At 36.3% G+C, this 23,044-nt stretch carries 27 protein-coding genes and 1 other annotated feature; of the genes, 16 read left to right on the top strand and 11 right to left on the bottom strand.

From position 1 onward, the window contains the following. The 3 genes from LDK52_RS18635 to LDK52_RS18625 form a co-directional block, all read left to right on the top strand. Positions 1–91: ATP-binding protein (locus LDK52_RS18635; protein WP_277587425.1), on the top strand; the 91-nt coding region annotated here is incomplete at its 5' end. Between the two features lie 388 nt (positions 92–479). Beyond that, on the top strand, positions 480–1,163 hold the full coding sequence (locus LDK52_RS18630) for a hypothetical protein (RefSeq protein ID WP_277587422.1): 684 nt from the start codon (positions 480–482) through the stop codon (positions 1,161–1,163). Between the two features lie 121 nt (positions 1,164–1,284). Continuing rightward, positions 1,285–1,635 (top strand): transposase, encoded by a 351-nt coding sequence (locus LDK52_RS18625; protein ID WP_277587421.1) that lies wholly within the window; start codon positions 1,285–1,287, stop codon positions 1,633–1,635. A gap of 699 nt (positions 1,636–2,334) precedes the next feature. Here the strand turns inward: LDK52_RS18625 and LDK52_RS18620 are convergent. Continuing rightward, positions 2,335–2,760 (bottom strand): nucleoside 2-deoxyribosyltransferase, encoded by a 426-nt coding sequence (locus LDK52_RS18620; RefSeq protein ID WP_277587420.1) that lies wholly within the window; start codon positions 2,758–2,760, stop codon positions 2,335–2,337. A 467-nt stretch (positions 2,761–3,227) separates the two neighbouring features. Continuing rightward, a complete protein-coding gene (locus LDK52_RS18615; RefSeq protein ID WP_277587424.1) occupies positions 3,228–3,476 on the bottom strand; it encodes a hydrolase in 249 nt (82 codons plus the stop codon). 764 nt (positions 3,477–4,240) lie between these two features. Between LDK52_RS18615 and LDK52_RS18610 the strand changes: the two genes are divergently transcribed. From LDK52_RS18610 to LDK52_RS18595, 4 genes are all read left to right on the top strand, one after another. Further along, positions 4,241–4,486 carry a hypothetical protein gene (locus LDK52_RS18610; protein WP_277587419.1) on the top strand — a complete coding sequence of 82 codons (246 nt, stop codon included), beginning with the start codon at positions 4,241–4,243 and terminating at the stop codon, positions 4,484–4,486. A 133-nt stretch (positions 4,487–4,619) separates the two neighbouring features. Beyond that, on the top strand, positions 4,620–4,895 hold the full coding sequence (locus LDK52_RS18605; RefSeq protein WP_277587418.1) for a hypothetical protein: 276 nt from the start codon (positions 4,620–4,622) through the stop codon (positions 4,893–4,895). A gap of 73 nt (positions 4,896–4,968) precedes the next feature. Next, positions 4,969–5,082 carry an N-acetylmuramoyl-L-alanine amidase gene (locus LDK52_RS18600; protein ID WP_277587417.1) on the top strand — a complete coding sequence of 38 codons (114 nt, stop codon included), beginning with the start codon at positions 4,969–4,971 and terminating at the stop codon, positions 5,080–5,082. 500 nt (positions 5,083–5,582) lie between these two features. Further along, entirely contained in the window at positions 5,583–5,702 is a 120-nt protein-coding gene (locus tag LDK52_RS18595; RefSeq protein ID WP_277587416.1) for a YjcZ family sporulation protein, read from the top strand. A gap of 396 nt (positions 5,703–6,098) precedes the next feature. Here LDK52_RS18595 and LDK52_RS18590 read toward each other — a convergent pair whose 3' ends face one another. After that, positions 6,099–6,239 (bottom strand): YjcZ family sporulation protein, encoded by a 141-nt coding sequence (locus tag LDK52_RS18590; protein ID WP_277587415.1) that lies wholly within the window; start codon positions 6,237–6,239, stop codon positions 6,099–6,101. A gap of 253 nt (positions 6,240–6,492) precedes the next feature. Between LDK52_RS18590 and LDK52_RS18585 the strand changes: the two genes are divergently transcribed. Next, positions 6,493–6,693: a hypothetical protein gene (locus LDK52_RS18585; RefSeq protein ID WP_277587414.1), complete on the top strand. Its 201-nt coding sequence runs from the start codon at positions 6,493–6,495 to the stop codon at positions 6,691–6,693. Between the two features lie 168 nt (positions 6,694–6,861). Continuing rightward, positions 6,862–7,112, bottom strand: a binding site (T-box leader). A 148-nt stretch (positions 7,113–7,260) separates the two neighbouring features. Here LDK52_RS18585 and LDK52_RS18580 read toward each other — a convergent pair. From LDK52_RS18580 to LDK52_RS18550, 7 genes are all read right to left on the bottom strand, one after another. After that, positions 7,261–7,935: an ABC transporter ATP-binding protein gene (locus LDK52_RS18580; RefSeq protein WP_277587413.1), complete on the bottom strand. Its 675-nt coding sequence runs from the start codon at positions 7,933–7,935 to the stop codon at positions 7,261–7,263. A 1-nt stretch (position 7,936) separates the two neighbouring features. Further along, the gene (locus LDK52_RS18575; protein ID WP_277587412.1) at positions 7,937–8,971 is read right to left on the bottom strand and encodes an ABC transporter permease; all 1,035 of its coding nucleotides are present in this window, start codon (positions 8,969–8,971) and stop codon (positions 7,937–7,939) included. Between the two features lie 311 nt (positions 8,972–9,282). Then, entirely contained in the window at positions 9,283–9,549 is a 267-nt protein-coding gene (locus LDK52_RS20040; RefSeq protein WP_320415374.1) for a hypothetical protein, read from the bottom strand. A 70-nt stretch (positions 9,550–9,619) separates the two neighbouring features. Then, positions 9,620–10,990 carry a sensor histidine kinase gene (locus LDK52_RS18565; RefSeq protein ID WP_277587411.1) on the bottom strand — a complete coding sequence of 457 codons (1,371 nt, stop codon included), beginning with the start codon at positions 10,988–10,990 and terminating at the stop codon, positions 9,620–9,622. Continuing rightward, positions 10,987–11,664, bottom strand: a complete 678-nt coding sequence (locus tag LDK52_RS18560) for a response regulator transcription factor (protein WP_277587410.1) — start codon at positions 11,662–11,664, stop codon at positions 10,987–10,989. The genes LDK52_RS18565 and LDK52_RS18560 overlap by 4 nt, the downstream gene beginning before the upstream one ends. Before the next feature lie 1,059 nt (positions 11,665–12,723). Further along, positions 12,724–13,806 carry a BMP family lipoprotein gene (locus tag LDK52_RS18555; protein WP_277587409.1) on the bottom strand — a complete coding sequence of 361 codons (1,083 nt, stop codon included), beginning with the start codon at positions 13,804–13,806 and terminating at the stop codon, positions 12,724–12,726. A gap of 47 nt (positions 13,807–13,853) precedes the next feature. After that, positions 13,854–14,582 carry a GntR family transcriptional regulator gene (locus LDK52_RS18550; RefSeq protein WP_277587408.1) on the bottom strand — a complete coding sequence of 243 codons (729 nt, stop codon included), beginning with the start codon at positions 14,580–14,582 and terminating at the stop codon, positions 13,854–13,856. A gap of 201 nt (positions 14,583–14,783) precedes the next feature. Between LDK52_RS18550 and LDK52_RS18545 the strand changes: the two genes are divergently transcribed. Further along, complete coding sequence (locus LDK52_RS18545; protein ID WP_277587407.1) at positions 14,784–14,960, top strand: hypothetical protein; 177 nt, start codon at positions 14,784–14,786, stop codon at positions 14,958–14,960. 585 nt (positions 14,961–15,545) lie between these two features. Here the strand turns inward: LDK52_RS18545 and LDK52_RS20155 are convergent. Beyond that, entirely contained in the window at positions 15,546–15,749 is a 204-nt protein-coding gene (locus LDK52_RS20155) for a LysR substrate-binding domain-containing protein (protein ID WP_407081835.1), read from the bottom strand. Positions 15,750–16,398: 649 nt separating this feature from the next. Between LDK52_RS20155 and LDK52_RS18540 the strand changes: the two genes are divergently transcribed. The 7 genes from LDK52_RS18540 (at position 16,399) to LDK52_RS18510 (ending at position 22,913) form a co-directional block, all read left to right on the top strand. Further along, positions 16,399–16,854, top strand: a complete 456-nt coding sequence (locus LDK52_RS18540; protein WP_277587406.1) for a GNAT family N-acetyltransferase — start codon at positions 16,399–16,401, stop codon at positions 16,852–16,854. 332 nt (positions 16,855–17,186) lie between these two features. Continuing rightward, the gene (locus tag LDK52_RS18535) at positions 17,187–17,945 is read left to right on the top strand and encodes an alpha/beta fold hydrolase (RefSeq protein ID WP_277587405.1); all 759 of its coding nucleotides are present in this window, start codon (positions 17,187–17,189) and stop codon (positions 17,943–17,945) included. Next, the gene (locus tag LDK52_RS18530) at positions 17,942–18,787 is read left to right on the top strand and encodes a DUF2785 domain-containing protein (protein ID WP_277587404.1); all 846 of its coding nucleotides are present in this window, start codon (positions 17,942–17,944) and stop codon (positions 18,785–18,787) included. Before LDK52_RS18535 ends, LDK52_RS18530 begins: the two co-directional genes overlap by 4 nt. Before the next feature lie 372 nt (positions 18,788–19,159). Further along, positions 19,160–19,987, top strand: coding sequence for an MBL fold metallo-hydrolase (locus LDK52_RS18525; protein ID WP_277587423.1), 828 nt, complete (start codon positions 19,160–19,162; stop codon positions 19,985–19,987). Between the two features lie 429 nt (positions 19,988–20,416). Beyond that, positions 20,417–20,893, top strand: coding sequence for an RNA polymerase sigma factor (locus tag LDK52_RS18520; protein WP_277587403.1), 477 nt, complete (start codon positions 20,417–20,419; stop codon positions 20,891–20,893). Continuing rightward, the gene (locus tag LDK52_RS18515) at positions 20,886–21,722 is read left to right on the top strand and encodes a zf-HC2 domain-containing protein (RefSeq protein ID WP_277587402.1); all 837 of its coding nucleotides are present in this window, start codon (positions 20,886–20,888) and stop codon (positions 21,720–21,722) included. Before LDK52_RS18520 ends, LDK52_RS18515 begins: the two co-directional genes overlap by 8 nt. Positions 21,723–22,640: 918 nt before the next feature. Further along, complete coding sequence (locus tag LDK52_RS18510; protein ID WP_277587401.1) at positions 22,641–22,913, top strand: hypothetical protein; 273 nt, start codon at positions 22,641–22,643, stop codon at positions 22,911–22,913. Positions 22,914–23,044 lie beyond the last annotated feature (131 nt).

Raw genomic sequence — 23,044 nt, 5'->3', positions numbered from 1 at the left:
TGCCATTTTAGATCGTTTATTACACCGTGTGGAGGTTATTCACATGGAGGGCGATAGCTATCGCATGAAAAACAGGCAGCATGTATTTTAAGCAAAAGTGTTCATTTCAAACGAGCAAAAACTGTATGTTTTCACTTGACGGTTACAACGGTTTTTTGCCCGGTTTTTCTTATGGAAATATTCTATCTCCCTATCACTCGTGTACATTGTATATTGCAAAATAAAGCAGATGCAATATCGTGTGTGAATTAGAGGGGACGTTTTTAGAAATCTGTTAATATATACACATTATCATAAGTTACTCGTATACCATAGTTGTCATGATAGCATTGGGTTCCAATTCTTCTCCATTATATTCATAGATGTGTATCTATTTTGAAGAAAAAATATCCTCGATTTTTCACCTTGATCCATTTTATTGATATACTAAACTCTATTAAAAAGCGATACTTCATAACAGAGAAATGAGGATTGTTAATATGGTTGGGAAATACTTTAAAAAATTTTTTTCTAGAGATTATGGGCCGTTTGCAACAGAGTTTGCATCATTGTTGGGCTATCCCACATGGAAGGAAGTACAGAAAAATTCCTATGCCATATTCTATACTGAAAATGATGACTTTTGGTTTGTGACGGAACTTACTGACGGCCAATGGGCGGTGTGGAAGGAAGAGGGACAAATGCCATATCATTTTACAGTGTTTTATACTTGGAATGAGGCTATTACGCATCTTCGGGGCTTGTTTGATGAAAGTGCGTTACCAGAACGTCACTGGATTAATAATGCACCAAAAAAGAAGTTTGGAGATTTAGTTGATAAAGAAACTCAAATACAAACTCTACTTTATGGAAATGCCTTGGTCTTTGCTTGTGAAACTTTGGGTGTGCAAGATATGAGAACTCGTAAATACTCCGAAGTATTTACAGTAAATAATGAGGAAGTATATGAATATATTTCTATTCATGGTCCTCCCCAAAATAAGTCGACGAGCAAGGGTTCGCAGGACGAAGGTTTTCATTATAATATGGAAGACGGCAAATGGTTCACCTTTTTTAGAGAGAGGGGCCAGATATTTGACGAAAAGAGTTTTGTTGACGAGGAGCTTGGCAAAAGGTATGTCGTTAAGACCTTGCTGCAATTAAGTGGTACTGGACTGTACTAGCAGTTACAAGTGCAAAGGTAAATGGTGTTTATTTCTTAAGCTTTGTAGTTAAAGTTTATATTATGGCTAACTTGATTGTACAATTAGCCACAAAAAATGTATCCAGAAATGAGAAAATAAAATGAATGAGATTTTTGTTAAATCACTATATAGGTCGATAGTTAAAGAGAACCTTCAACTATACAAAAACTTGTATGAAACTACAGATGTGACTTCTAAAACAGATGATTATTGGAAAAATAATATTGCTTTTCACGATAGTTTAACTAATGAAAATAAAGATATATTAATGAGGATAATTGAACAAACCATGATTGATACCATTTCAAACATGCTAGGAGTATTTGATGGAAGTTCAACTTTAAAAGATTGTTCGTTTGAACCTAAATTACTGCTTGATTCTATTGATACTGAAGGAGAACTGCAAGATTCATTTTTAGAATTCATAGAAGAAAGTGATAGTAACAGCTAATTGTATTTATTATTACTGAGGTTTTCATATAGAGCACAATAAAAATAATTTAATAGTTTAAAAAACTTTCTATTACCTTGATTGTGCTTAATGCCTCTCAAGGCTTTTTATTTTTAAAACAAAGCTGGGGACTTGACCATCTTATACAGAAGATTTTAAAGTGAAAACATGAAACACCATCAAAGGTTAAACTAGTTTTATTATTACAATAGCAGGATGTCTATTCAGTATTTAGTTACCAAAACCATTCATATGGATAATTGAGGAGAGATTTGAAATAGTTTTTCACAAGGTCAAGTATGAGGAGGAACACTACACGAAACCAAAACAGTTACTGCAGTTAGTCTTATTAAGATGTCTCTAACTACGTTGATTTAGATAATATAGCATTTTAGGCTATGTTAAAGGTATGGTTTGATTTTTCGATAAATGTTATTGTATATGACTAGTAAAAAAAACATAAAAAATGAGCATGGAGAACATACACATACTCCAGCTCATTTTTTATGTTCTTTTAATTCAACCTGTTCCTTTATTAATACTTGCCATTTCGGTTATATGTAGGGTAAACCATTTAGGATTGAGGATGAAAATTGTTGTTAACTCTTAAATTTGCACACCAATAGACTCATACTATTCAACATCTTTTTTCTCGAATTTTTAACATTTGGAAGCAATTTTCTTATCCTACTTTATCACTTATAGCATTTCACCTGAATAGAAAGAACTAACTAGTTGCTCAAAATCGTAATCTTTAAGTTCTTCCAAAGTGATATTTGCGTGGGATCCTTCATGCACCATTAGATTACTATTTTCACCAACATGAACTAAAACAACAGGCTTATCAGTAGCATAAGCATAACCAAGTTCCCATGCTGTTCCACTATCAGAATAATTACCATGATAAATACCTACAACGATTTCAGACCACTTAATGTACTTAATGTCATTCATAAAAGTTTCGATTGACCATTGACGTGAACCAACTTGAGTCTGTTCGGCCATAGGATTTCTGAATGGCGAGAATACCTTCAATTCCTTTTCCTCTAAAATTTTCTCGACCTGTTCTAAATATTCAATCTCTTTATCGTTAAAAAATGGGCTAGCTAAATAAACTCTTTTCATTCTCTTTTTTCCTCCTCAACGATTTCTAAAGTAATTCCTTTAAAAATTTTTTGAAATTACAAATGATATTTTGGCTAGTGAGCCATTATAAACTAAACTATGATCAATGAATATCGATCGGAAATATCCTCCATAAGAAAATATCTTTCAGTCTTTCCATCAAAGATCCTGCTAGAATCTTTTTGAAAGCCTGTAACAGTAGAATACTTTCTTGACATTCAATTTAACAGTATAACATCCTATAGAAAGTAATATTCAAATACACTATACCTCTGTTTTCTTTTCATTATAGAAAAAACCCAAATGATACTTTTATTAAAGTGGCCATCAGTCAGGATTCAATTCATTTTTCATAAAATATTTAGTAAAAGAGGATTATTCATGACAGTCTCAAGAATAATACATTACTTAGGTTTGAAGTGATAAAGATAGAGACCTCTTTCATGAAGAAAGAGATCCCTTACAACTCAGTCTGCTTCTATTCGTATAGCTTGAATGTCTTGGCAATCTACGATAAGTGTTGAACCAGGTTCAGTTTCTGGATCATTAAAGAAAGCACAGCAATTATTCCGATCAAAGGTAATAAAGATAACATCTTCTAAGACTTGGCCACCGGATAAAAAAACATCGACTTCAGTCTGTGTTTGTAATCGTCTTAATTGGTCACAAATGCAACCTTTACATCGATTTCTATCATTCTCATTTGAATCTCTAATACTCTCGGTAGACTGATTATGTTTTCTACAGTCAAGCTTATTACATACTGTACAACTCGAACTCATATTCAAGACCTCCTTTCCTGGCTATTAGAATCTAGCCTTACCTTTATAAAGTATGATGTCGCCATGAAAAGAGATTGTACAATTTGTCCAAAAATAACAAAGAGATATAAATTTGGAGTCTTAAAACTACTTATTTTCAAGAGTTTCATAAAATAACGTACTAAAGGAGTGAGCAAAATCGCAATCACTGAAGATTTTCGAGTATACAAGAATCACAGTTTTTAACATGATCACATCTAACTTTGTTCCAGTGGAAATTATCAAGGAAAAGAAGGGTGTTGCGACATTGATCAAGTGTAATGGTCTTCAGTACGTTGTGCAGCACCCCTCGCATATTCGTGCGAATCAAAACTTAAAAGGGTGTAAGGAGTACACCAAATGAATATACCAATTATCTATTTTGTGGCTGTCATTAAAGATGGCGCTATGTACTGGTAAGATGACCGTCTATCTCGAACTGAAGAAGGGGCTACATCAGTATCTCTGTCAATAATCGTGTTACAAATGAAGTGGCAGCTATTAATGTGAAGGCTAGTGAAATTACTCTAAAAGTAACTAACATGGATTCTCGGATGCTAGGTGCTGAATCGTCCATTAACATTCAAGCCGGATAAATAGAATCAAAGGTTAGTCAATACGATTTTAATGGTCAAACCATTACATCAAAAATTGGTCAAACTCCATCTGTAATTCCGTTGATGGCGCAGAATCTGGCATTACAAGGATTAGTCGCAGGTGCAAATTTAAGTACATCTGGATCCACTATAATTGATGGCAGTATTGTTTACAGTTCAGCATTTGTAGTAGGTCGTGGGACTGGTTCAACAATCACTATGACTGCTGTTGCCGGTGCTCATTTAATTCAGTCTATCGATGCAGCAGGTTTAGGTAGTGTTTCAAATGGCTCTATGGGACTGCGAGCGAAAGGTGCAATGGGATTTTAAAGCAAGGTATAATATAGATAAGGTGTTCTTTAGATGAATATTAGGAACATAAAGCGTCTTAGTGAATTTTGGAAAGTTAAAAGGAATCCCCTCTTCTTTTGTCGAATTATAGATGAAAGAGGGAGGATTTTATGTGAACAAGTTTATCGAATGCTCAGATGAAATAGAAACTGTTGTGGGCGAAGGGCTTTATACTGAAAGTGGACAGTTTATCCATGTTGTCACGTCAGATAACACAGTTGCAAATCTTTTCGAACAACGTTTACAAGATAAATCGATGGTGAAAAAGCTGACATTTAAAAAAGAAAGTGGAACAACGGTTTTTTCCGGTCCTTTTATGGTAAAAGATTGTGACGGATCAGAAATTGGCGAATGGAGTATTAAACTAAAGAAAAGACTACGACGGTAAAATGATAAATAGTTAACATCGAGAGCATTCCAAGTGGGTGCTCTTTTTCTGTATCAAAAAATAAGGAGGCAACATGAAAAACCAGGGAAAGAAAAAAGCAGATTATCAGGTGTTGAGAAATACTAAAATGCCTTCTATATTAACTGAGTGTGGTTTATCGATAATTCTTCCGATGCTGCATTACTAAAGCAAGAAGAATTTATTGATGGATCAAGCACAGCGACATGTGAATGGTCTCGTTAAAGCATTTGGATAAAAAAAGAAAGAGGTGGATGGAGTGAGCTATGAAACTAGGTATTACTGATGGTAAAAATTCTTTTCGTGAAGTGAATCAATATATGTATGGAATGCTTTGCTGCCTTTAGCACGTCAAATAGATGAATTACAGACAAAATTGAAGCGGAAAACTATATTGATATAATTACCAGTTTGTTTTCTAAGTTAATCGGTTAAAATTAAACTATGAGATGCCGAAGATCTCCCTTCGTACTTCTCATACAATCTTAATTTATTTCGATTGGGGCCTCACTGTTGAAGAAGTGGGGCTTTTTTTATTTGATAGATGTTTTGTTTAAAGGAATCACAGAAAGATCCAAATAAAATTTTTAATGACAAGATGGATTACCTTAGTCGCTCAATAATCTCTGCATAATCTATAAATAATAAATGGAAAGGAGGAGATATAAGATGTCTGGTTATAATGGAGGCGACTACAACAGCTACAGTAATAACGGATCTAGCTTTGTATTGATTGTAGTGTTGTTTATCTTACTTATTATTGTGGGAGCAAGTTTTATGAAGTACTAAACAAATATGATGTAAATTAAGAGAGAGAGTTTTAGCTTTGCCAACATCACTTTTTAGCCATGGGTATAATTTGTCCGCTGTACCTACTTACAGAAAAATTGTTAATTAAAAAGAATTTCCCTATTTGTATCTTCCCTTCTTTAAAAGCGACCTTCTCCTAATTGAGTTGGTCATTTTTCTATTTTCAGATAATATTCAACGAAAAACCGACTACATATTACCTTTATAGCAATTGGTATGCAGATATCGGCTGAACATTTGGAAAGGAGAATGAACATGGAAGTAATTAAAGTGTTTTCAATTGACACACCAGATTATGTACCTGCAAAAAGTTAAAAAGACAGGTCGAAAACCTGCCTCAGAAAGTGCTCTATTTTACTGTTTTAAGCCTTGTCATCAACAGTAACCGCCGCCGTAGCCGCCACCATCACCGGAACCTAAGAAACTTGCGCCAATAATAATTAAAAGAATAAACAATACAACAATCAAAGCGAATCCTGAACCGTTATTTCCGTAACCACCAACCTCTTGACCCATATAATACACCTCCTATATTTGAGATAGTACATTCTATGTCGATAATGGATATTGTTCTGATACATTTATTTGGTTTTAAGGAAATATTTTAAAACCACTGGAGGTACAGACAGAGCGGAACGATGAACCTTCAGTTATTAATAGCGTATTCAAAATTTAAAAAAGTACTAGGGCATTTAACTAAGGAAAATTAATTGATCCGATTGGATAGTAATACGACGCTGAAGACACATTATTTGAAGGAGTGAAAAGGATGTGCAAAGGCACAACAAATGGTGAAGATGTTTATATCATCAAGAAAGAATTTATCCCAATAGAATCTCTTGAAAAGTTGAATATAGGTTGGATTACAAATCATGGTTGCATTCCAGTAGATGAGTGTATGCCATCGCTTCTGCCGAAGAACCAAAAAAGAAAAAGGGGGAGTTTTGGAAGTAATTTTATACATGATTAGGTGCTTCCATAGAGTCTAAAATGGCCATCTATTCAGGATTTATAAAATGTTGTATAGCGTAGTGGTCGGTTGACAGAGGGAAAGGGGGAAATCACTCCAACAAATACTGTGTCATATTTTCATGAGCCGTCTCTTTTCTAATTTTTTGCATAAAAAAACTCGCCCCTAAATAGGGACGAGTTTATGCTCGCGATACAACCCATATTCCGCAAGTTCCATTAAAAAAGAACAATCCGGCACTCAGACAACGTACAATCATACGTATTCCATATAATGGTGGAAATTCGGCAAATCTTACTATTTTCAGCTTTGCATCTCGGAGATGATTTTCAGAAAATATTTATCCATCAACTTTCACCAAACGTTGACTCTCTAGAGAACAAGATTCTTTTCCTACTCTTTCTCGTCACTGATTATAATTTATACAATATAACTTAACAGAAAGGGATTTGAAATTCAATATGTTTTATCTATTTCATAATTGAGTTGCTTCTCTTCTTTTTGATTCCCATACGCCTACTTTTACGAATGCTTTAGGGTGAAAAATCAAGAGAAGGATGTTTCTCATTATTCGACCAAGCCATCTTTCATCGTAATGATATGATCAGCATATGCAAGCATTTCCTCATCATGTGTAACCATCAAGGTTGTAATATTCAGGGTTTTAGTTAAATTACGGATCAACTCCATGACATCTTTTGACCGTTTTGAATCCAAGCTAGCAGTTGGTTCGTCTGCAAAAAGTATTTTGGGTTTATGAATGATGGCCCGGGCAATCGCTACCCGTTGTCTTTCACCACCAGACAAAGAAGCCGGGTAAGCGTTTTTTCGGTGTTCCATATCAATCAGTTTCAAAATATGGCCAATTTCCTTTTTTTGCTGGCCTTTTTTTAATTTCGATTGCGACACTTCAAGCATTAGAATCAACTGTTCTTCCACTGTAAGAAAAGGTACAAGATGCGCAGACTGAAAAACAAAACCAAACTCACTTGCACGAACTTTTCGAATTTGTTCTTGGCTCATGTCCGTCATATTTCTTCCATTGAACGTGATTTGACCGTCCGATGCCGGTTGAAGTCCTGCCGCGATTGTCAGTAGAGTACTTTTACCAGATCCCGAAGCACCTACTAGTGCTGTAATCTCGCCTTGTTGAAGAGAAAGGTCAATTCCTTTTAATATTTCTTCTGCCACTTCGCCAGTTATAAACGTTTTTCTCACGTCATTAATCGTGAAAATTGTCATGTTACACTTCTCCTTGTTGAATCGCTTGTAGTGGTTCGACTTTTTTGATTTGGATGCCTGATAGGGTAGCACCAACAAAACCAATGACGAGGAAAACGATGGATAATTGGACCGTTGTCACTGCCGTTAAGCTGAAAGGCATTCCGTCGGGTGCGATAAAGTTGAAACTCTGGCTGAGTGCAATCGATAATGCGAGCGCAATGACGGTGATAAACAGCATCTGCGTCCACATCATTTTAAATAAAGTACTCGTCTTCACACCGATTGCTTTTAGAATTCCGTACAATCCGATTTTTTGTACATTCATCATGTAGAAGAAAATGGCGAACAACAGCCCGCTAATCACGATGAGAAACCAGACAATCATGTTGAGAGATAGTTGTTCTGCACTGTAACTAGGAATCGTATTGAGGAACTCGCTATTCGAAAACGATTGCAATCCTTTAATAGCTGGGAATTCATTGCCAGCGGGGATGAATAATAATTGCATTTCGTTTACCCTGTGCATCTCTTTGTAGTTTTCCATATTGATAAAGGCGACAGGGGCATGGCTGTACTTTTGCTGATCGACAAATCCTTTCACGACAAATTTGCCGCTGAATTGGTTGTTGGTCAGCGTGTCGCCGACTTTTAACCCTTCTTCTTCCAAAGAGCGATCCAGGACAATTTCACCTTCTTTAACGTTTTCAAATAACGTCGAGTCCGTTGAAGTGACAAATGCCACACTGCGTTGCTTGTCTTCATCATCATTCAAGAAGCCCATTTGAATGGATAGCGCAGCAGCCTGTTCTTGTTTGCTTAAAACCTTCTCCTGGATACTGGGGTCAATCAGCGAAAGGTTATACGTTTCTTCTGCGTCTTCATTCATATAAAATTGACCATCCGGCAAGTTTTTAATCAATGCTGCATTGTCCTGGGACAACCCATTCGCAAGACCTGAAATGATGAATGTCAAAAAACTGACTAGAAAGACGATTGAGCCCAGAATCATAAATCTTACTTTGCTTTTTTTTATTTCTTTCCATGCAATGTTCATCTGTAAGCCTCCATTTCTTTAATACCCTCAGTTTATATGGCTTAGATGAACGGAAGATGAACGAGCCGTTACATTTCGAAAGAAAACAAAAAAATCCAGCTCCTGTCAACAAATTAAAAAAGTGAATGAAAAAAGAAGCCTACCGCATATTACTCTCAGGCGGTGGACTTCTGCTTAGTTCTCTTCTTATGCTTGTATTCAGAATGTCGTAAAGAAAAAAGGATGAAACCGATGAGTAAAATGAAACCGCCGATAATGTAAACCAGCAAAGTCACCATGATAGGCAAAGGAAAGGGCTTTAAAAACTCGATTCACATGCTGTTGGTCAACCCGATTGCTCCAATTAGCGTCTTGAAAACATGAAGCGCCGCAAATTTATGAGTGAGGATGTGAGAGAGGTGATTATATACACCCCAAGAAAATAAGTTGAGCCAACCCACCACTAAAATATGCGCGTGAATCGGACGAAGTTGATAAGAGCCAGCGCCTGCCATGTGTGCACACATGGCAGCACCGATCAAACCGAACATGGCAGCTACACGAATCTGCCAGAAACTAGACATGAATTGTTGTTTCATCAATCCTTCTCCCTGAAAACTTATTGTGTTTTTCAGTTTAGAAGGACTGCATGAACAGAAGAACGGCGTATTAACGAGTAGGTAATTTTACCTGTACGGTTGTCCCGACTTTAGGGACACTTTGGATTTCAATCGTACCTTTATGCAACTCGACAACCTCTTTCACAATAGCCAAACCTAAACCAGAGCCTTTCACTGAACGCACCCGTGCCTGGTCCGCTCGATAAAAGCGATCAAATGCACGGGAAGTTTCTTCCGCCGTCATGCCGATACCGTCATCCCTAACTTTTATTGAAACATCAGTCGCTGTAGAGCTTAACTGGAGTTCAATTTCGCCTCCTATCTCACTGTATTTAATCGCGTTGGTCAGTAGATTTTCCCAGACTGTTTGAAGAAGGAGGGCGTTTCCTTTTACTTTAACGGCTTCCAATTGAGCCGAGACCCCGAGCTCTTTTTCATCAAAGGCGTAGCGCAAACGGGACAGGATGTCCCGTACTTGTTCGTCAACGGCAATCTCTTCAACAAGATCGATCGCTTTTTTATCGAATGAAGCTAACGTGAGTAATTGATTGGCCAAAAGAGACAGACGTGTCGTTTCTTCCTGGATGATGGCAGCGTATTGTTTTTTTTCTTCCTTGTTGCTTCCGTTCTTTTGAAGAAGAGACAAATAGCTTTGAATCGTATGCAGGGGTGATTGGATATCATGGGATACATTGTGAACAAATTCTTTACGTTTTAAAGTCGATTGCTCAATCCGGTTGCGCATTGTGACAAATTGATCGGCCAAACGGCCAATTTCATCTTTTCTATTAATAGAAAGGGGTACATCAAAGCTTTCCGTACCCATTTTTTCTGTCGCTTCCGTTAATTTGGTGATCGGTTGAATCAATAAACGTGCTACTAACAGCATTCCGATAAAACTTAATAAAATGATGCCGACTGCCAATCCACCGAATAAGAGGTGAAGTTCCTGGAAAAGAAGCTTAATATCTGGCCGCAAAAAGAGCGCATGGTTTTCACCGCTCAATTTCAAAGGAACACCGACGGAATTTTCCAGCTTATTGGCGAAAAATCCGGTGACAAAAGTTTCCCGTGGCAAATCCCGTATCCCGTTAAAGATATCTCCCTGAAGAACGTCCTGAATGTCCGCCTCATCAATCGATTCGTCCCTGAACTCCCCGCCGTAACGAGTCACAGTGTTTCCATCTGTGACATACAGCTGGTAACCAACATCTCCCAGCATATGAAGTGTGGCTTCAATTTTATCCGGTGATACACCTTCCAAATATTCGGTAATCGAAGTGGCAATAGCCAGGTTTTTGTCATTATTCTCTGCTTTCAAATATTGGTGGTAATAGGTGTTCATCCCAAAAAAAGAGATGAAGCTGCTGGCGAGCATTGTCGCAAAAGTAAACCAAATAAATTTTACGTAAAGACTCATGGGTTCCCCTCAAGTTTATAGCCTACTCCTCGGACAGTGATTATCTGCACATCTGGAGCGAAACGTTCCAAGCGTTGGCGCAGCCGTTTGATGTGAACGTTTACTGTTTGTTCATCCCCTTGGAAATCAATTCCCCAAATACGTTCAATCATCAAATCCCGGCTCAACACTTGTCTAGGCTTGGATGCAAGAAGTGCCAGCAATTCAAATTCCTTAAGAGGGATGAGTAGAATTCCTTGGTCCGATCGCACTTCGTAGCTTTTGAAATCAATGGTTAAGGAACCAATGGTCAATGTGTCTTCCACAGGGTGATCATATCTCCGCAAAATAGCTTTGACTCGGTACATCAATTCTTTTGAATCAAAAGGTTTGACCAGGTAATCGTCAGATCCGGCTAAGAACCCACGCTCTTTATCCTCGATATGATGACGAGCCGTAAGCAAGATGACTGGAAGATCATAGTCTTTTCTCAATATTCTTGTAAGTTCAAATCCATCAATGCCCGGCATCATGACATCAACTATCGCTAAATCTACCTTCTTGGAATTTAAGCACACTAATGCTTGCTCTCCTGATCCTGCTTCGATTACTTCATAACCACTATGGCGAAGTTCGGTTGAAACAAAATTCAGCATATGTAAATCATCATCTACTGCGAGTATCCATGTAGTCATGTAAATCCTCCTTAATTACTTGCAATAAGTAGACTATAAAGCTTACCAAACAAAGAGGCAATCCATGAGTAGAAAAGAAATTATATTAACAGCATTTTAAGAGGGACTACCGCTGGTTAAATTAAGTGTACATATCATCGGAATTTACTATATATGAGGTAAAAAATTCGAAAGACAAGTGACCTCTGTATTGCCTGTATTTTAGTTTACATAAAATCCTTAAATAGAATATTACTTAAGGTTAATTAGAGAAACTAACGAAAATACAGAGGAATTAATTCGAATTACAAGACTCTGCTATAAATCCTTTAATGAATCGAATAAAGATGTTACCAATTACTGTGATTCTTTGAAATGGGAACAGATCGAAATGAATACTAAATATTAGGAACAATTGACGCAGCATAAGTCAGCGTTATTTTTGTTAATTTAAGATGAGCGCAGTATTAAGCCGCTCATCATTAATACTTATTGAACCATTCAAACCAAATAGCTGTAGTTTTACACTTAAGGCAATCACCATTATATTTGAATTCAATTGGTGAAATGCTAGTGAGCCATCTTTTTAAGTTTGTAACGGTACAGAACATTTAGGACATTTCAATATAATTCCCTCCAAAATAGACTTACTTATTAATATCGATAATAAACGTAAATACTATTATGGAGTGAAAAATAATTTCAACTTTGGAACATAAAGCGCCGTATCAATAAATTGAAAGCTTAGAAGGATTCTCTTCTTCTCATGCCGAATTGTGGTTGAAAGAGGGGGGGGGGAACAATGAAGATAGATTATCAGATTGATATTGAATATGCTGATGGAGAACGTAGCAAAAACTTATCATACAGTTTTGATAGTGCTGAGCTAAGAAATACAATTTATTGAACTATTTGTACCGATCCCGACTGGTCTCGAACCAGTTGCAGATAAAATTTTAATCGCATTACAGTGGCCTATAAAATTTAATGAATACTTTAAATTTTTAATATATTTCTTCTATTAATTAAAACATCATAAAGACCGATAAGTATCGGCCTTTATGATGTTAGAAAAACAAATTATTCTACTGTTTCAGGAACAGTGATTTCGCCATCAGTGATTTTTTTAGAGAATTCTTCGATTTGGTCTAGAATATCTTGTGGGATAGCTCCGCGGGAGTCAGCAAGCTGTACCCCTTTTTCTGCTAAACCATAAGTTACTGTTTTCCCACCAGGGAAGTTTCCAGCCATTGCTTCTTTTGCAATTGTTTGTACTGCAACGTCTACACGTTTTTGCATGGAAGTAAGTGTAATGTTAGTATCACCAACAGCACCTTCTTCGTATTGGTCAGAGTCAACTCCGATTACCCATACGTTTGCATTAGCATCTTTTGTTTTACGTTCTTTAGCTTCCGCGAATACACCGTTACCAGTACCACCAGCTGCGTGGAAGATAACATCAATGCCTGAAGAATACATACGGTTAGCAGTTGTTTTACCAAGAGCTGCATCATCAAATTTACCTGTATATTGAACATCTACCTTGATGCTTGGATCTACAGCTTTTACACCTTCAACAAAACCTGCATGGAAACGTTTGATAACTGGAATTTCCATTCCACCAACGAAACCAATCTGTTTCGATTCAGACATCAATGCAGCTGCAACACCCGCTAAGAAAGAACCTTCTTGCTCTTTAAACATTACAGAAGCAACATTTGGTTTATCAACAATAGCGTCGATGATAGCTAGTTGTGCTTCTGGTTGTTGGTCTGCAATAGTACCAATTGGTTGTTCCATTAAGAAACCGATTCCATAAACTACATCGAAATCACGACGTACTAAGCTGTTTAAGTTTGTCATATAATCAGCGTCTGATGCAGATTGAAGGTAATCATAGCCACCGTCACCTTTTTCAAGGCCATTTTCTTTACCGAATGCTTCAATACCTTCCCATGCTAATTGGTTGAAAGATTTATCATCTACTCCACCAACGTCCGTTACCATAGCGATTGAGAAATCTTTTGTTTCTGTAGTTTCAGCATCTGTGCCTTCTGAACCTGTTGATGTTTTTGTTTCTTCGTCTTTTGTGCCACAAGCTCCAAGGATAGTACCGGCAGCTAATACAAGTGATAGACCTAAACCAAATTTACGTTTTGTCAAAATGAAAACCTCCGTTAATTTTATTATTAGCAGGAATTTAAACTATTTTACACCCTTTTTCGAACAACATGAAAGCTAAATTTATCTGCTCGAAAATAATTTTTCGAATACAAAACCACACGATCGTTTTCGTCATAATGAAGTTGTTTTAACACAAGCAAAGAAGTTTCCGGTTCACAATTCAATGTCGGTGAAGCAACTTCATGGTATCCAACAGGGTCTATAAACGCGACCGCATGAGATACACGTATGTCTCCAGATTCCTCCAATGCAGTAAAAATAGAGCCTTCTTCTCTAATGAGAAAATCATTAGGCAAGTAATTCTTTGGAACTTTATCGACACAATACACAACTGGTTCTCCATTTGCAGTACGGACTCGTTCCATTGAAATAATCGATTGCTCATCTTTACATTGGAAGCGCTTAATGTCTTCTTCAGTTGGAAGCGATTTCATAGAACTCAAATAAATAGTACCAGGTTCCATACCGACGCTTCTAATCATGGAGGACACACTTGTAAGCTGTTCAATGCCCGAAGTAAAAACAGGCTTTGAATTGACAAATGTCCCAACTCCATGTCGTCTGACAATTACATTTTCTTCTTCCAATAAACGTAGAGCTTCTCTTAAAGTTGCACGACTAACGCCTAGTGATTTTGCTAATTCAAATTCAGAAGGAAGTTTTTCCTTTTCCTTGAATATGCCATTTTCAATGTCTTCTTTGATACGATCAATCACTTGAAGATATAAAGGACGATGATCTACTTTTATTGTCATATAAAAACACCACCATTTTTAGAGAGCAGACCTCTGATGTAAAACATTCCTACTAATCAGTCATACTATAACACTTTTAATGTTTGGAATAAATACTTTTATTAATTTATTAACTATTGACTTTACACGAACTTCATCTAATTGTAATCGTTTTGTCATATAAAATCAGAGTATGACGCGTTCGATGGATGGAAAGCAGGAGTGAAGCCTCCAAGTGATTATTTTAATTACTTACAAAGTCGAAGTTATGAAGCATTAAGAGAGTTACAAGAGAATGCGATTCATAAGGATGAATTAGATTTATCAGAACTAGTAACTGACGAAGAGTTTACGACGCATTTGGCCGAAAAGATGTTTCGGATGCATCGACAACTATAAAAGGGATTGTGCTGGGCTGGCTTGGGAACATGTAGGTTGGATAGGGGTAGTAGGGACTATTATTCTAAGTGTTTCATTTGTGCTACTGATTGTAACAAAATACAAATAGCTATATTTTAACCCAATAATGAATTAATATATTTATTCCAGAGGCCAAATAAATCCCACCTTCTAACGAATTTTCTGCGTGTGATAGTTACAGTTGATTCATTCGTGAGGAGTTTTTTTCGCGACAAAATAATAAATACAAAAATATACTGTCCTTGTACACTCAAAGCAACATGCAAACTGTGTCCCATTGTTAGATACAATCTAACAATTAAAGTTGCAGTTTTTTTATAACTAATTTTAAAGTATTGCAACTGGAGTAAATTATTTTCAATTTCTGTTTATAGACTCCCATATAATCTTTGTTAAGAAATAAACTTATGTATTTTTCAGTAAAGAAGCCGTGCCAAAATACTTCTCTATCAACTTAATAAAGTTTATATGTGCGGCGGAGAGATACGAAGTTTTATCATAGGATAAATAGAAGTTTCGAGTCATACCGCTTCCTTCTAACAAGAAATATGCTAACTCTTCATTTCAATCACACAGGTCCATTCGGTTTGTAATAATCATTGGCGAAATTGTTACGCCTAATCCTTTTTTAGGCAATCCAAGTGCCATATCAGGACTATTTACTACGATGGGAATTGTAGGTGAGATACCTGCTTCTTGAGTTGATTGATCAAAATGAGCTCGAGTATTATATTTTTGGTTCAGAAGGATAAACTGCTCATTTGCAATTTCAGATAATGAATTTTCTTATTCTCGGAGTTTCCATCTACAAAACGCCTGTCCTCCATACGTTTGGAGAAAACTGAATCTCGAGCGGCAATTAACATACAGTGTTCATCACAAAGAGGAATTGTTTGTAGTCGAGAGTCATTGGCAGGAGTTGTTCCAATTGCAATTTCAAAACATTTGAAAGATAAAGCAAAAATTGAAAAGTTCTTAAATGCTGTAAAGCTTTCAAATAAGCAAATAGAAAAAGTAAACAACTTACGACTGAAATGTAACAATGAAATAATCTAATTTTGGAAAAATAGCACTCGTCTACTTATACATAGAAAGAATAAACTGGTTTAGTTGGAACGCAGTATGCGGTGAAAGTCGCACGTACAGTGTGAACGGTGGGAAAAGCTGGCGATAACTTCAAAAGCTTACCTATCTGTATGAATAAGAAAGTTAAATTATTTTAAGAGGGAATTAAATGGGTAAAGATAGTATAATTAAAAAGTCTGAAAATTAATTGATATCATTTTTAGTCAATAGTTGTTAGAGGAGGCGTTCATTATGACAAATAAAAGAATTAATATTATTAATGACTACAAGGGGATAACGACTACTTAACAAAGTTGCTTAGCGTTTCCCCGAATTTTGAAAGGGGAAAATTATGAGTATAGAAAATGTGGAAATCGTAGAATTAAATGCAGAAAACTGGTACAAATGTTGCGAATTAGAGGTATCAACAGAACAAAAAGAATACATGGAGCCCAATGCTATATCAATTGCTCAGTCAAAGTTTGAGCCTACATTAAAGCCATATGCTATTTATGTTGAAGATAAAATAGTTGGCTTTTTGATGTACAATTCTGTTCAAGAAGAACTTGATGGTTATTGGGTTTATAGAATAATGGTGGATGAGGAATACCAAGGCAAGGGTATAGGTAAAGCTGCAACCAAATTAATGATTTCAGAAATGGCTAAATTACCGAATGCAAAAAAGATTGTTGTAGGCTATCACCCTGAAAACTTAGGAGCACATAATTTATACTCGAGTTTGGGATTTATTGATAATGGTGATAGGTTCGGCAAGGAAATGGCAGTTATAAAAAATGTAACCGAGTGATAGGTCGATAGAATATTTCCATAAGAAAGGACCATTCTTTGGTCCTTTCTTATTACAATAACGGTGTGCTTTAGCAGAACAAGACTATCATTCGATGGTCTATTTTTATGTACAGAACATCAAGTAGATTTCGGCGATCCAGTGTTAAATGGTTCAAAACGACAAAAACCTTGGAAGTAAGCAAATTATCAATTGGTATTCTACAGATTTCTTTTGGAGTGGTTTCAGCTGAAGTTACAAAAAAATGGGAAGGTTCGCAAAACTATATAATAATCCAATTACTATGGAAATATTAATAGTGTGAAGCTTATAATTGAGCTAGGTGATTAAAAGTGAATATACAAAATAAAAAGATAATTGATATCTATGATAACCGCAGACTATTCAAAAAAAATTCACGTAACAGTATTCAAAGCGTAATCTTCATAGCAGGGTTAGGCGATAGCTATGAGACATGGAAAAAAGTCCAAGACCGAATATCGCAAAAAACATCAACCTTATCCTATAACAGGTCGGGTATTGGCAGAAGTCAAGTCGCATCCGTGCCGACGACTTGCTATGATCTAGTCGAGGAGCTCAACGAATTGTTGCTAGCACTTGAAGTGGAGAAACCCTATATATTGGTGGGACATTCTTTTGGTGGTTTGGTCGCCAGATTATATGCCAGCCTTTATCCACTGAACATCTATGGTATGGTTTTGGTTGACGCTGCACCGGAATATAAAGAACTTGCCTATGAAAAGGTTCTACCCGAAAATCTGCTTGCAAGAAATAGGGAATATTACGAGAATCCTATGTTGAATAGTGAGAAGATTGATAAAATACAAAGCTATAAGCAAATTGTTGATCATACAAAGCAAAGTAACCTCCCTCTCGCAATTATTACAAGAGGTTTACCTGACAATGTTGAAGAGGGATGGCCATCTCAAGAAATATTGGAAATTGAGCAAAGACTCCAAGCAGAATTCCAATGGATATCAACGTCAAGCAAGTACCGGATTGCTAGTCGAAGTGGACATTATATTCATCATGATGAGCCAGAAGTTGTTATAGAGGAGATTATGTTTATGTTGAAGGAGATGGGGAAATGAGCGATACAAGGACCAAATTGATGCTGGATTTGCAAAGAATTGAGAAGGATGAGTATCAGTTATGCGAAGGTGAGCAGCATCAAGATTTCTTACCTTTGTTACTTCAATATATTGGCGATCCTCAGCCAGAATTACGGGATAATCTGATTTATCCGATGTTTTATATGTGGATTAAGGAAGAGAATAGGTTCAGTGGAGAGGAGTTGCGTAGTCTCTTAACTGTTCTGACTGATGAGAACCATTTGTTCTATAATATTGGCAGCGAGGATGATCAGTCAGTTTTTACAAGGACGTTCTCTGCCTTGCCTATCGCTTTGATTGTGCAAAGCCACAGAAAGAATCCATTTTTCAATCAATCGGAAATTGAGCAATTAATGCATGCAATGCTTCGTTATTATAAAAAGGAGAAGGATCTGCGAGGTTATCTTTCAGTTGGAGGCTGGGCTCACAGCGCGTCTCACGGTGCGGACGTTTTTGCCGAGCTGGTGCAGTGCGAGGAAAGCAGCGTCGCAATGCTGCGTGCGGTTCTTGTCGCTATTTCTGGCATGCTTCATAATGGTAGACACATTTTTAGCGATGAGGATGATGAGCGGTTTGTCAACATCGTGGATACGATGATTGACAAAGAGTTACTCCCACATCATGAAATCACTGATTGGATTAGCGGCTTAGCGCAATGCTGCAATTTGCCGAGAAGTCGCGGTCAGGTGATTGCTCGCGTGAACAGCAAGAATTTTTTACGCAGTCTCTATTTCAGAAGGGGACAAGATAGCCGAGGGAATGAGCTTAACGTTGTCATGCTTGGTACTGAGGCAAAATTGAACAGGTTTTCTATTAGTTAAAGGATTAGAGGGGCTGTCCCAAAAGCCATGGAAAATTGGCTGAAGGATTGCCCCTTCAAATAAGCTTTACGAAAAAATGTGAAAAGTTTCACTTAAACTAACGGGTTCTTGTGCGGCCGAGCCTAGGTCGTATCATATAGCGGGTGGGATTCCCGTCGAGAAAGAACTAGCCATTCACTCGTAGCGAGTCTTGGAGGGCTAATGGTAACATTAGCCTTTAAGTTCTTATGGACAACTTAAGAATCAAAATCAAACAATTCGATTTATTTTCATTCAAAAGTCTTAGAGTAGCCCATCATTTATAATGTTAAAATTAATTGTGAGAGATTTCAGAGAACATAAATTAAGGTGAATTTTTTGGGAAGAGGGATTATTTTGAATAACTATATTTGTCAGACGTGCGGGGTACAGTATGAAAATTCTATTGAGAAACCAAAGGAATGTAAAATTTGCGGTGAAGAAAGACAATATATAAGTTCTAATGGGCAAACATGGACAACATTAGAATCTATGATTAAAGATGGTACATATAAAAATACTATCAATTTCGAAGAAGAAGGACTTTATAGCATAACCACTAGTCCAAGTTTTGGAATTGGACAAACTGCCTATTTTATAAAAGATAAGAACTTTAATTTGTTATGGGATTGTATTTCTTATATCGATGAAAATACGATTAGAGAAATTGAAGCCTTAGGTGGAATTGATGCGTTAGCTTTGTCTCATCCCCATTATTATTCTAGTCAAGTAGAATGGGCTGAAGCTTTTAATGCTCCCATTTACATTCATGAAGACGATAAAGAATGGATTACAAGACCAAGTGAACGGATAGTTTTTTGGTCTGGTGAGTCACTTGAATTAGAAGAAGGAATCATCATACAGAGAGTTGGCGGTCATTATAAAGGTGGCTCTATTTTAGAATGGAAAAATGGCGGCAACGAGAGCGGGATTTTACTAACTGGAGATATCATTCGGGTCGTAGCTGACCGTCAATGGGTAAGTTTTATGTACAGCTATGCGAATTTTATTCCTCTTCCTGGATCTACTGTTGAAAGGATTTCGACAAGGGTAATAGAACTGAAGTTTACTCGTTTATATGACGCGTTTCATCGTATCATTAAAGAAGAAGCCCGACAAAGGGTACAAAAATCTGCAACCCGTTATATTGAAGCACTAAATGGAACACGATTTAATACATAATAAAACTGAAGTAAAGCGTTTCTGCATAATGCAGAAACGCTTTACTGATATAAATAAGATTGTGAAATAATGTACTTAAACTAACGGTGTGCTTTAGTAAAAATCATTTGGTTGCTTAGGCAACTCTTTTTTCTTATTTTCACTAAAGTCGCAGTTTAGTTGAAGTAGAAATGTAAATAAATTTGGATATTGCCCAAAAGACAGATTATCTCGATAGTCGATATGTTAAACAATAGGGCGCTTTTCTTGAATAAGAAAAGTGCTTTATTCAATTATAAGGCCATATTGTGGGTTACGAAACGACGCTTTGGGAACTTTACTTATTTTAAAAAATACTAAAATTTTATTTTGTAACGAATGATAAAATTATTTTAAATAGTTGTAACGTTCTTCGTTATTTTTAGATATATAAGTGAAGGGAGGAAGGATGTGGGGCATTTAACTGAAATATATGAAGAAAATTTTGAACTTGTTTTCAAATATTTGATGACATTATGTAGGGATACAGATGTAGCTGAGGAGTTAACACAAGAAACATTTTACAAAGCGATTCATTCTATAGACCGCTTTAATGGTTCGTGTAAAATATCTGTTTGGCTATGTCAAATCGCAAAACATACATATTATCAATACGTTGATAAACAAGTGAAGCAACCGAAATTTTCAGAACTACAAAATGGTCCTTCTATTGAGCAATTATTAGTGGCGCAAGAGGACAAGATTCAACTATACCGTTATATTCATCGATTAAAAGAACCGTACCGAGAAATACTCCATTTGCGTCTATTAGGTGGTCTTAGTTTTCAAGAAATAGGCGGGATTTTAGGGAAAAATGAAAATTGGGCAAGAGTCACATTTTACAGAGCTAAAGTGAAATTACAAGAGGAGGTTAAACAAAGTGAATAATTGTGAAATCGTAAAAGACTTATTACCCATGTATATAGACGGTTTATGCAGCCCAACAAGTAACACATTGGTAGAACAGCATCTTTCAACTTGTAAACAATGTAAGCAAATCCATGCTCAAATGCTCAAGGAATTTGAGGTTGAACAAGTCGAAGTAAACAAAATAGCCATACAACAAAAACAACCATTCGAAAAAATGAATCATATTTTTAAATCTTATCGTGGTTTTTCAAAAATATTAGAATGGATGACCGTACTTACTGTCGTTATTACGATCATCCTCATAGGAAAAGGCTTTATAGATACAAAAGATTTAGCAAATGATTTCAAACATCAAGAAAAGATTGAACAGGAACAACAAAACATTATGAAAGCAGCGTTTGAAAACCTAGCTGGTGAAGGAACTTCTGGTCTACAAAAGGTTTCAACTGATTATCAGAATCAGATTAAATACATTGCTGCTTTTAGTACAACAGGGCTGGAGCCTTTATCCGCTGATTACAGTAAGCCGAAAGTAATTTATCCATTACCTTATGAGAAGGCCAAGGCTACCTATGAGAATGGACAATTAATAACGGAGAAGATTACACCTACCGACTATGATATTGGCACAATGGCAATGGAAAAAGACGGGTATATTGTTCAATTTGAATACACTAGACACTATTTAAATGAAGTGGAAAAAGCCTTTCAAACAAAACATTATAGCCCAAATAATATACAGTTATGGATGCCTGCTCTTATAGCTATGTTAGTGACACTTTGTTTGTATTTCTTATATAGCGGAATAAAAAATACAAATAGAAAGGCTCAAAAGTTAATAGCATAATTATTTATACAAATCTACTCAAAATAACATTCCCAAATCAAAGTTTAGGAGTACATTAAAAGACCACAATATATAGTTAAATCAACATTTTGTGGCTTTTCCTATGAAAATTATTTATACACGTTTTTATGCAAGTTCTTTGTAAGTAAGTTACAACAAAGGTTTGGAAGCATTTTGAACAAGGCGTAAAAAAGATTGTGAAGTATTGTACTTAAACTAACGGGTGCACTACTTCAAGAAAGAGTAATGCCATTTTCTTATTGAACTAAAGCAGCAGCGCGACAAGTTTTGTTATAAGCATTAATGTGTGAAAATACAAGGGGTTTCTTCGGAAATCCCAACATTATAACCGAGGATAGGAATGACAAAACTATGTATTTTGAAACTATCCCATTAAGTTTCCTGCATGCGTCATAATGGACAGATTATGGGGTCTGATGCTCAGGTGTAGTCGGCAGAACAAAGGCTGAAGCCACTCCTCACGGAAAAGGTATGCCAATGGATATGCGTTTATCCATGTAGCCACGTCCGACAGTTCGGTTGCTGATCTTTTTGAAAAACTTCAACAAGATGCATTGATGGTCAAAAAACACACTTTAAAAAAAGAAAAAGAAAAGACGGTTTTTTCAGGTCCATTTATGGTGAAAGATTTTAATGGGCCAGATGAAGGTGAATGGAATTTTAAGTTAAAGAAATTCATACGAAGATAAAATAATCAAAAGTAGGGGCATCCATTGGGTGCTCTTTTTAATTACCAAAAAGGGGTTGTGTAATGCATAATGAAAGTACAGAACTTTGCAATGAATTTGTACAGAGTTCTGCATGAGAAAATCATGTAAATAAAAAAGGACTTGCCAGCCACCCAAGTCAACCTCTACTGTTAAAGTGCGAACTCAAAACAGATGGAGGTTAGGAAGGATGCTAACAATGTCCGATATTAATTGTATCAAACACTTACGAAATGAAAAAGGTTTATCGATCGATGCGATTGCAAAGGCGCTTAATATTAATTGGAGAACCGCTAAAAAGTATGCAGATGAAAACGAGCTACCATCTTCCATCATTAAGCCACGAAAAGGTATGATGTATAAGGAAAAATGGGGTCTAATGGTATCCGATTGGTTATTTGAGGATGCTAGAGAAAAGAAAAAATTAAGACGTAATAACTTACAAATTTTGGCTCTACAATAAATGTTGGGGTCTACAAAAAATTTAGTGCATAAAAAAATGCACGACATCTTCCAAATCTTTTATACTTGAATTGTCGAGAAACAAGTAGAGATTGGAGATGTGTGCAATTGAATTTTAACATGTTTTTACCA

Origin of the sequence: Psychrobacillus antarcticus (assembly GCF_029533155.1) — a bacterium.
Taxonomy (GTDB): domain Bacteria; phylum Bacillota; class Bacilli; order Bacillales_A; family Planococcaceae; genus Psychrobacillus; species Psychrobacillus antarcticus.
This window is presented reverse-complemented; position numbering and strand designations above follow the sequence as displayed.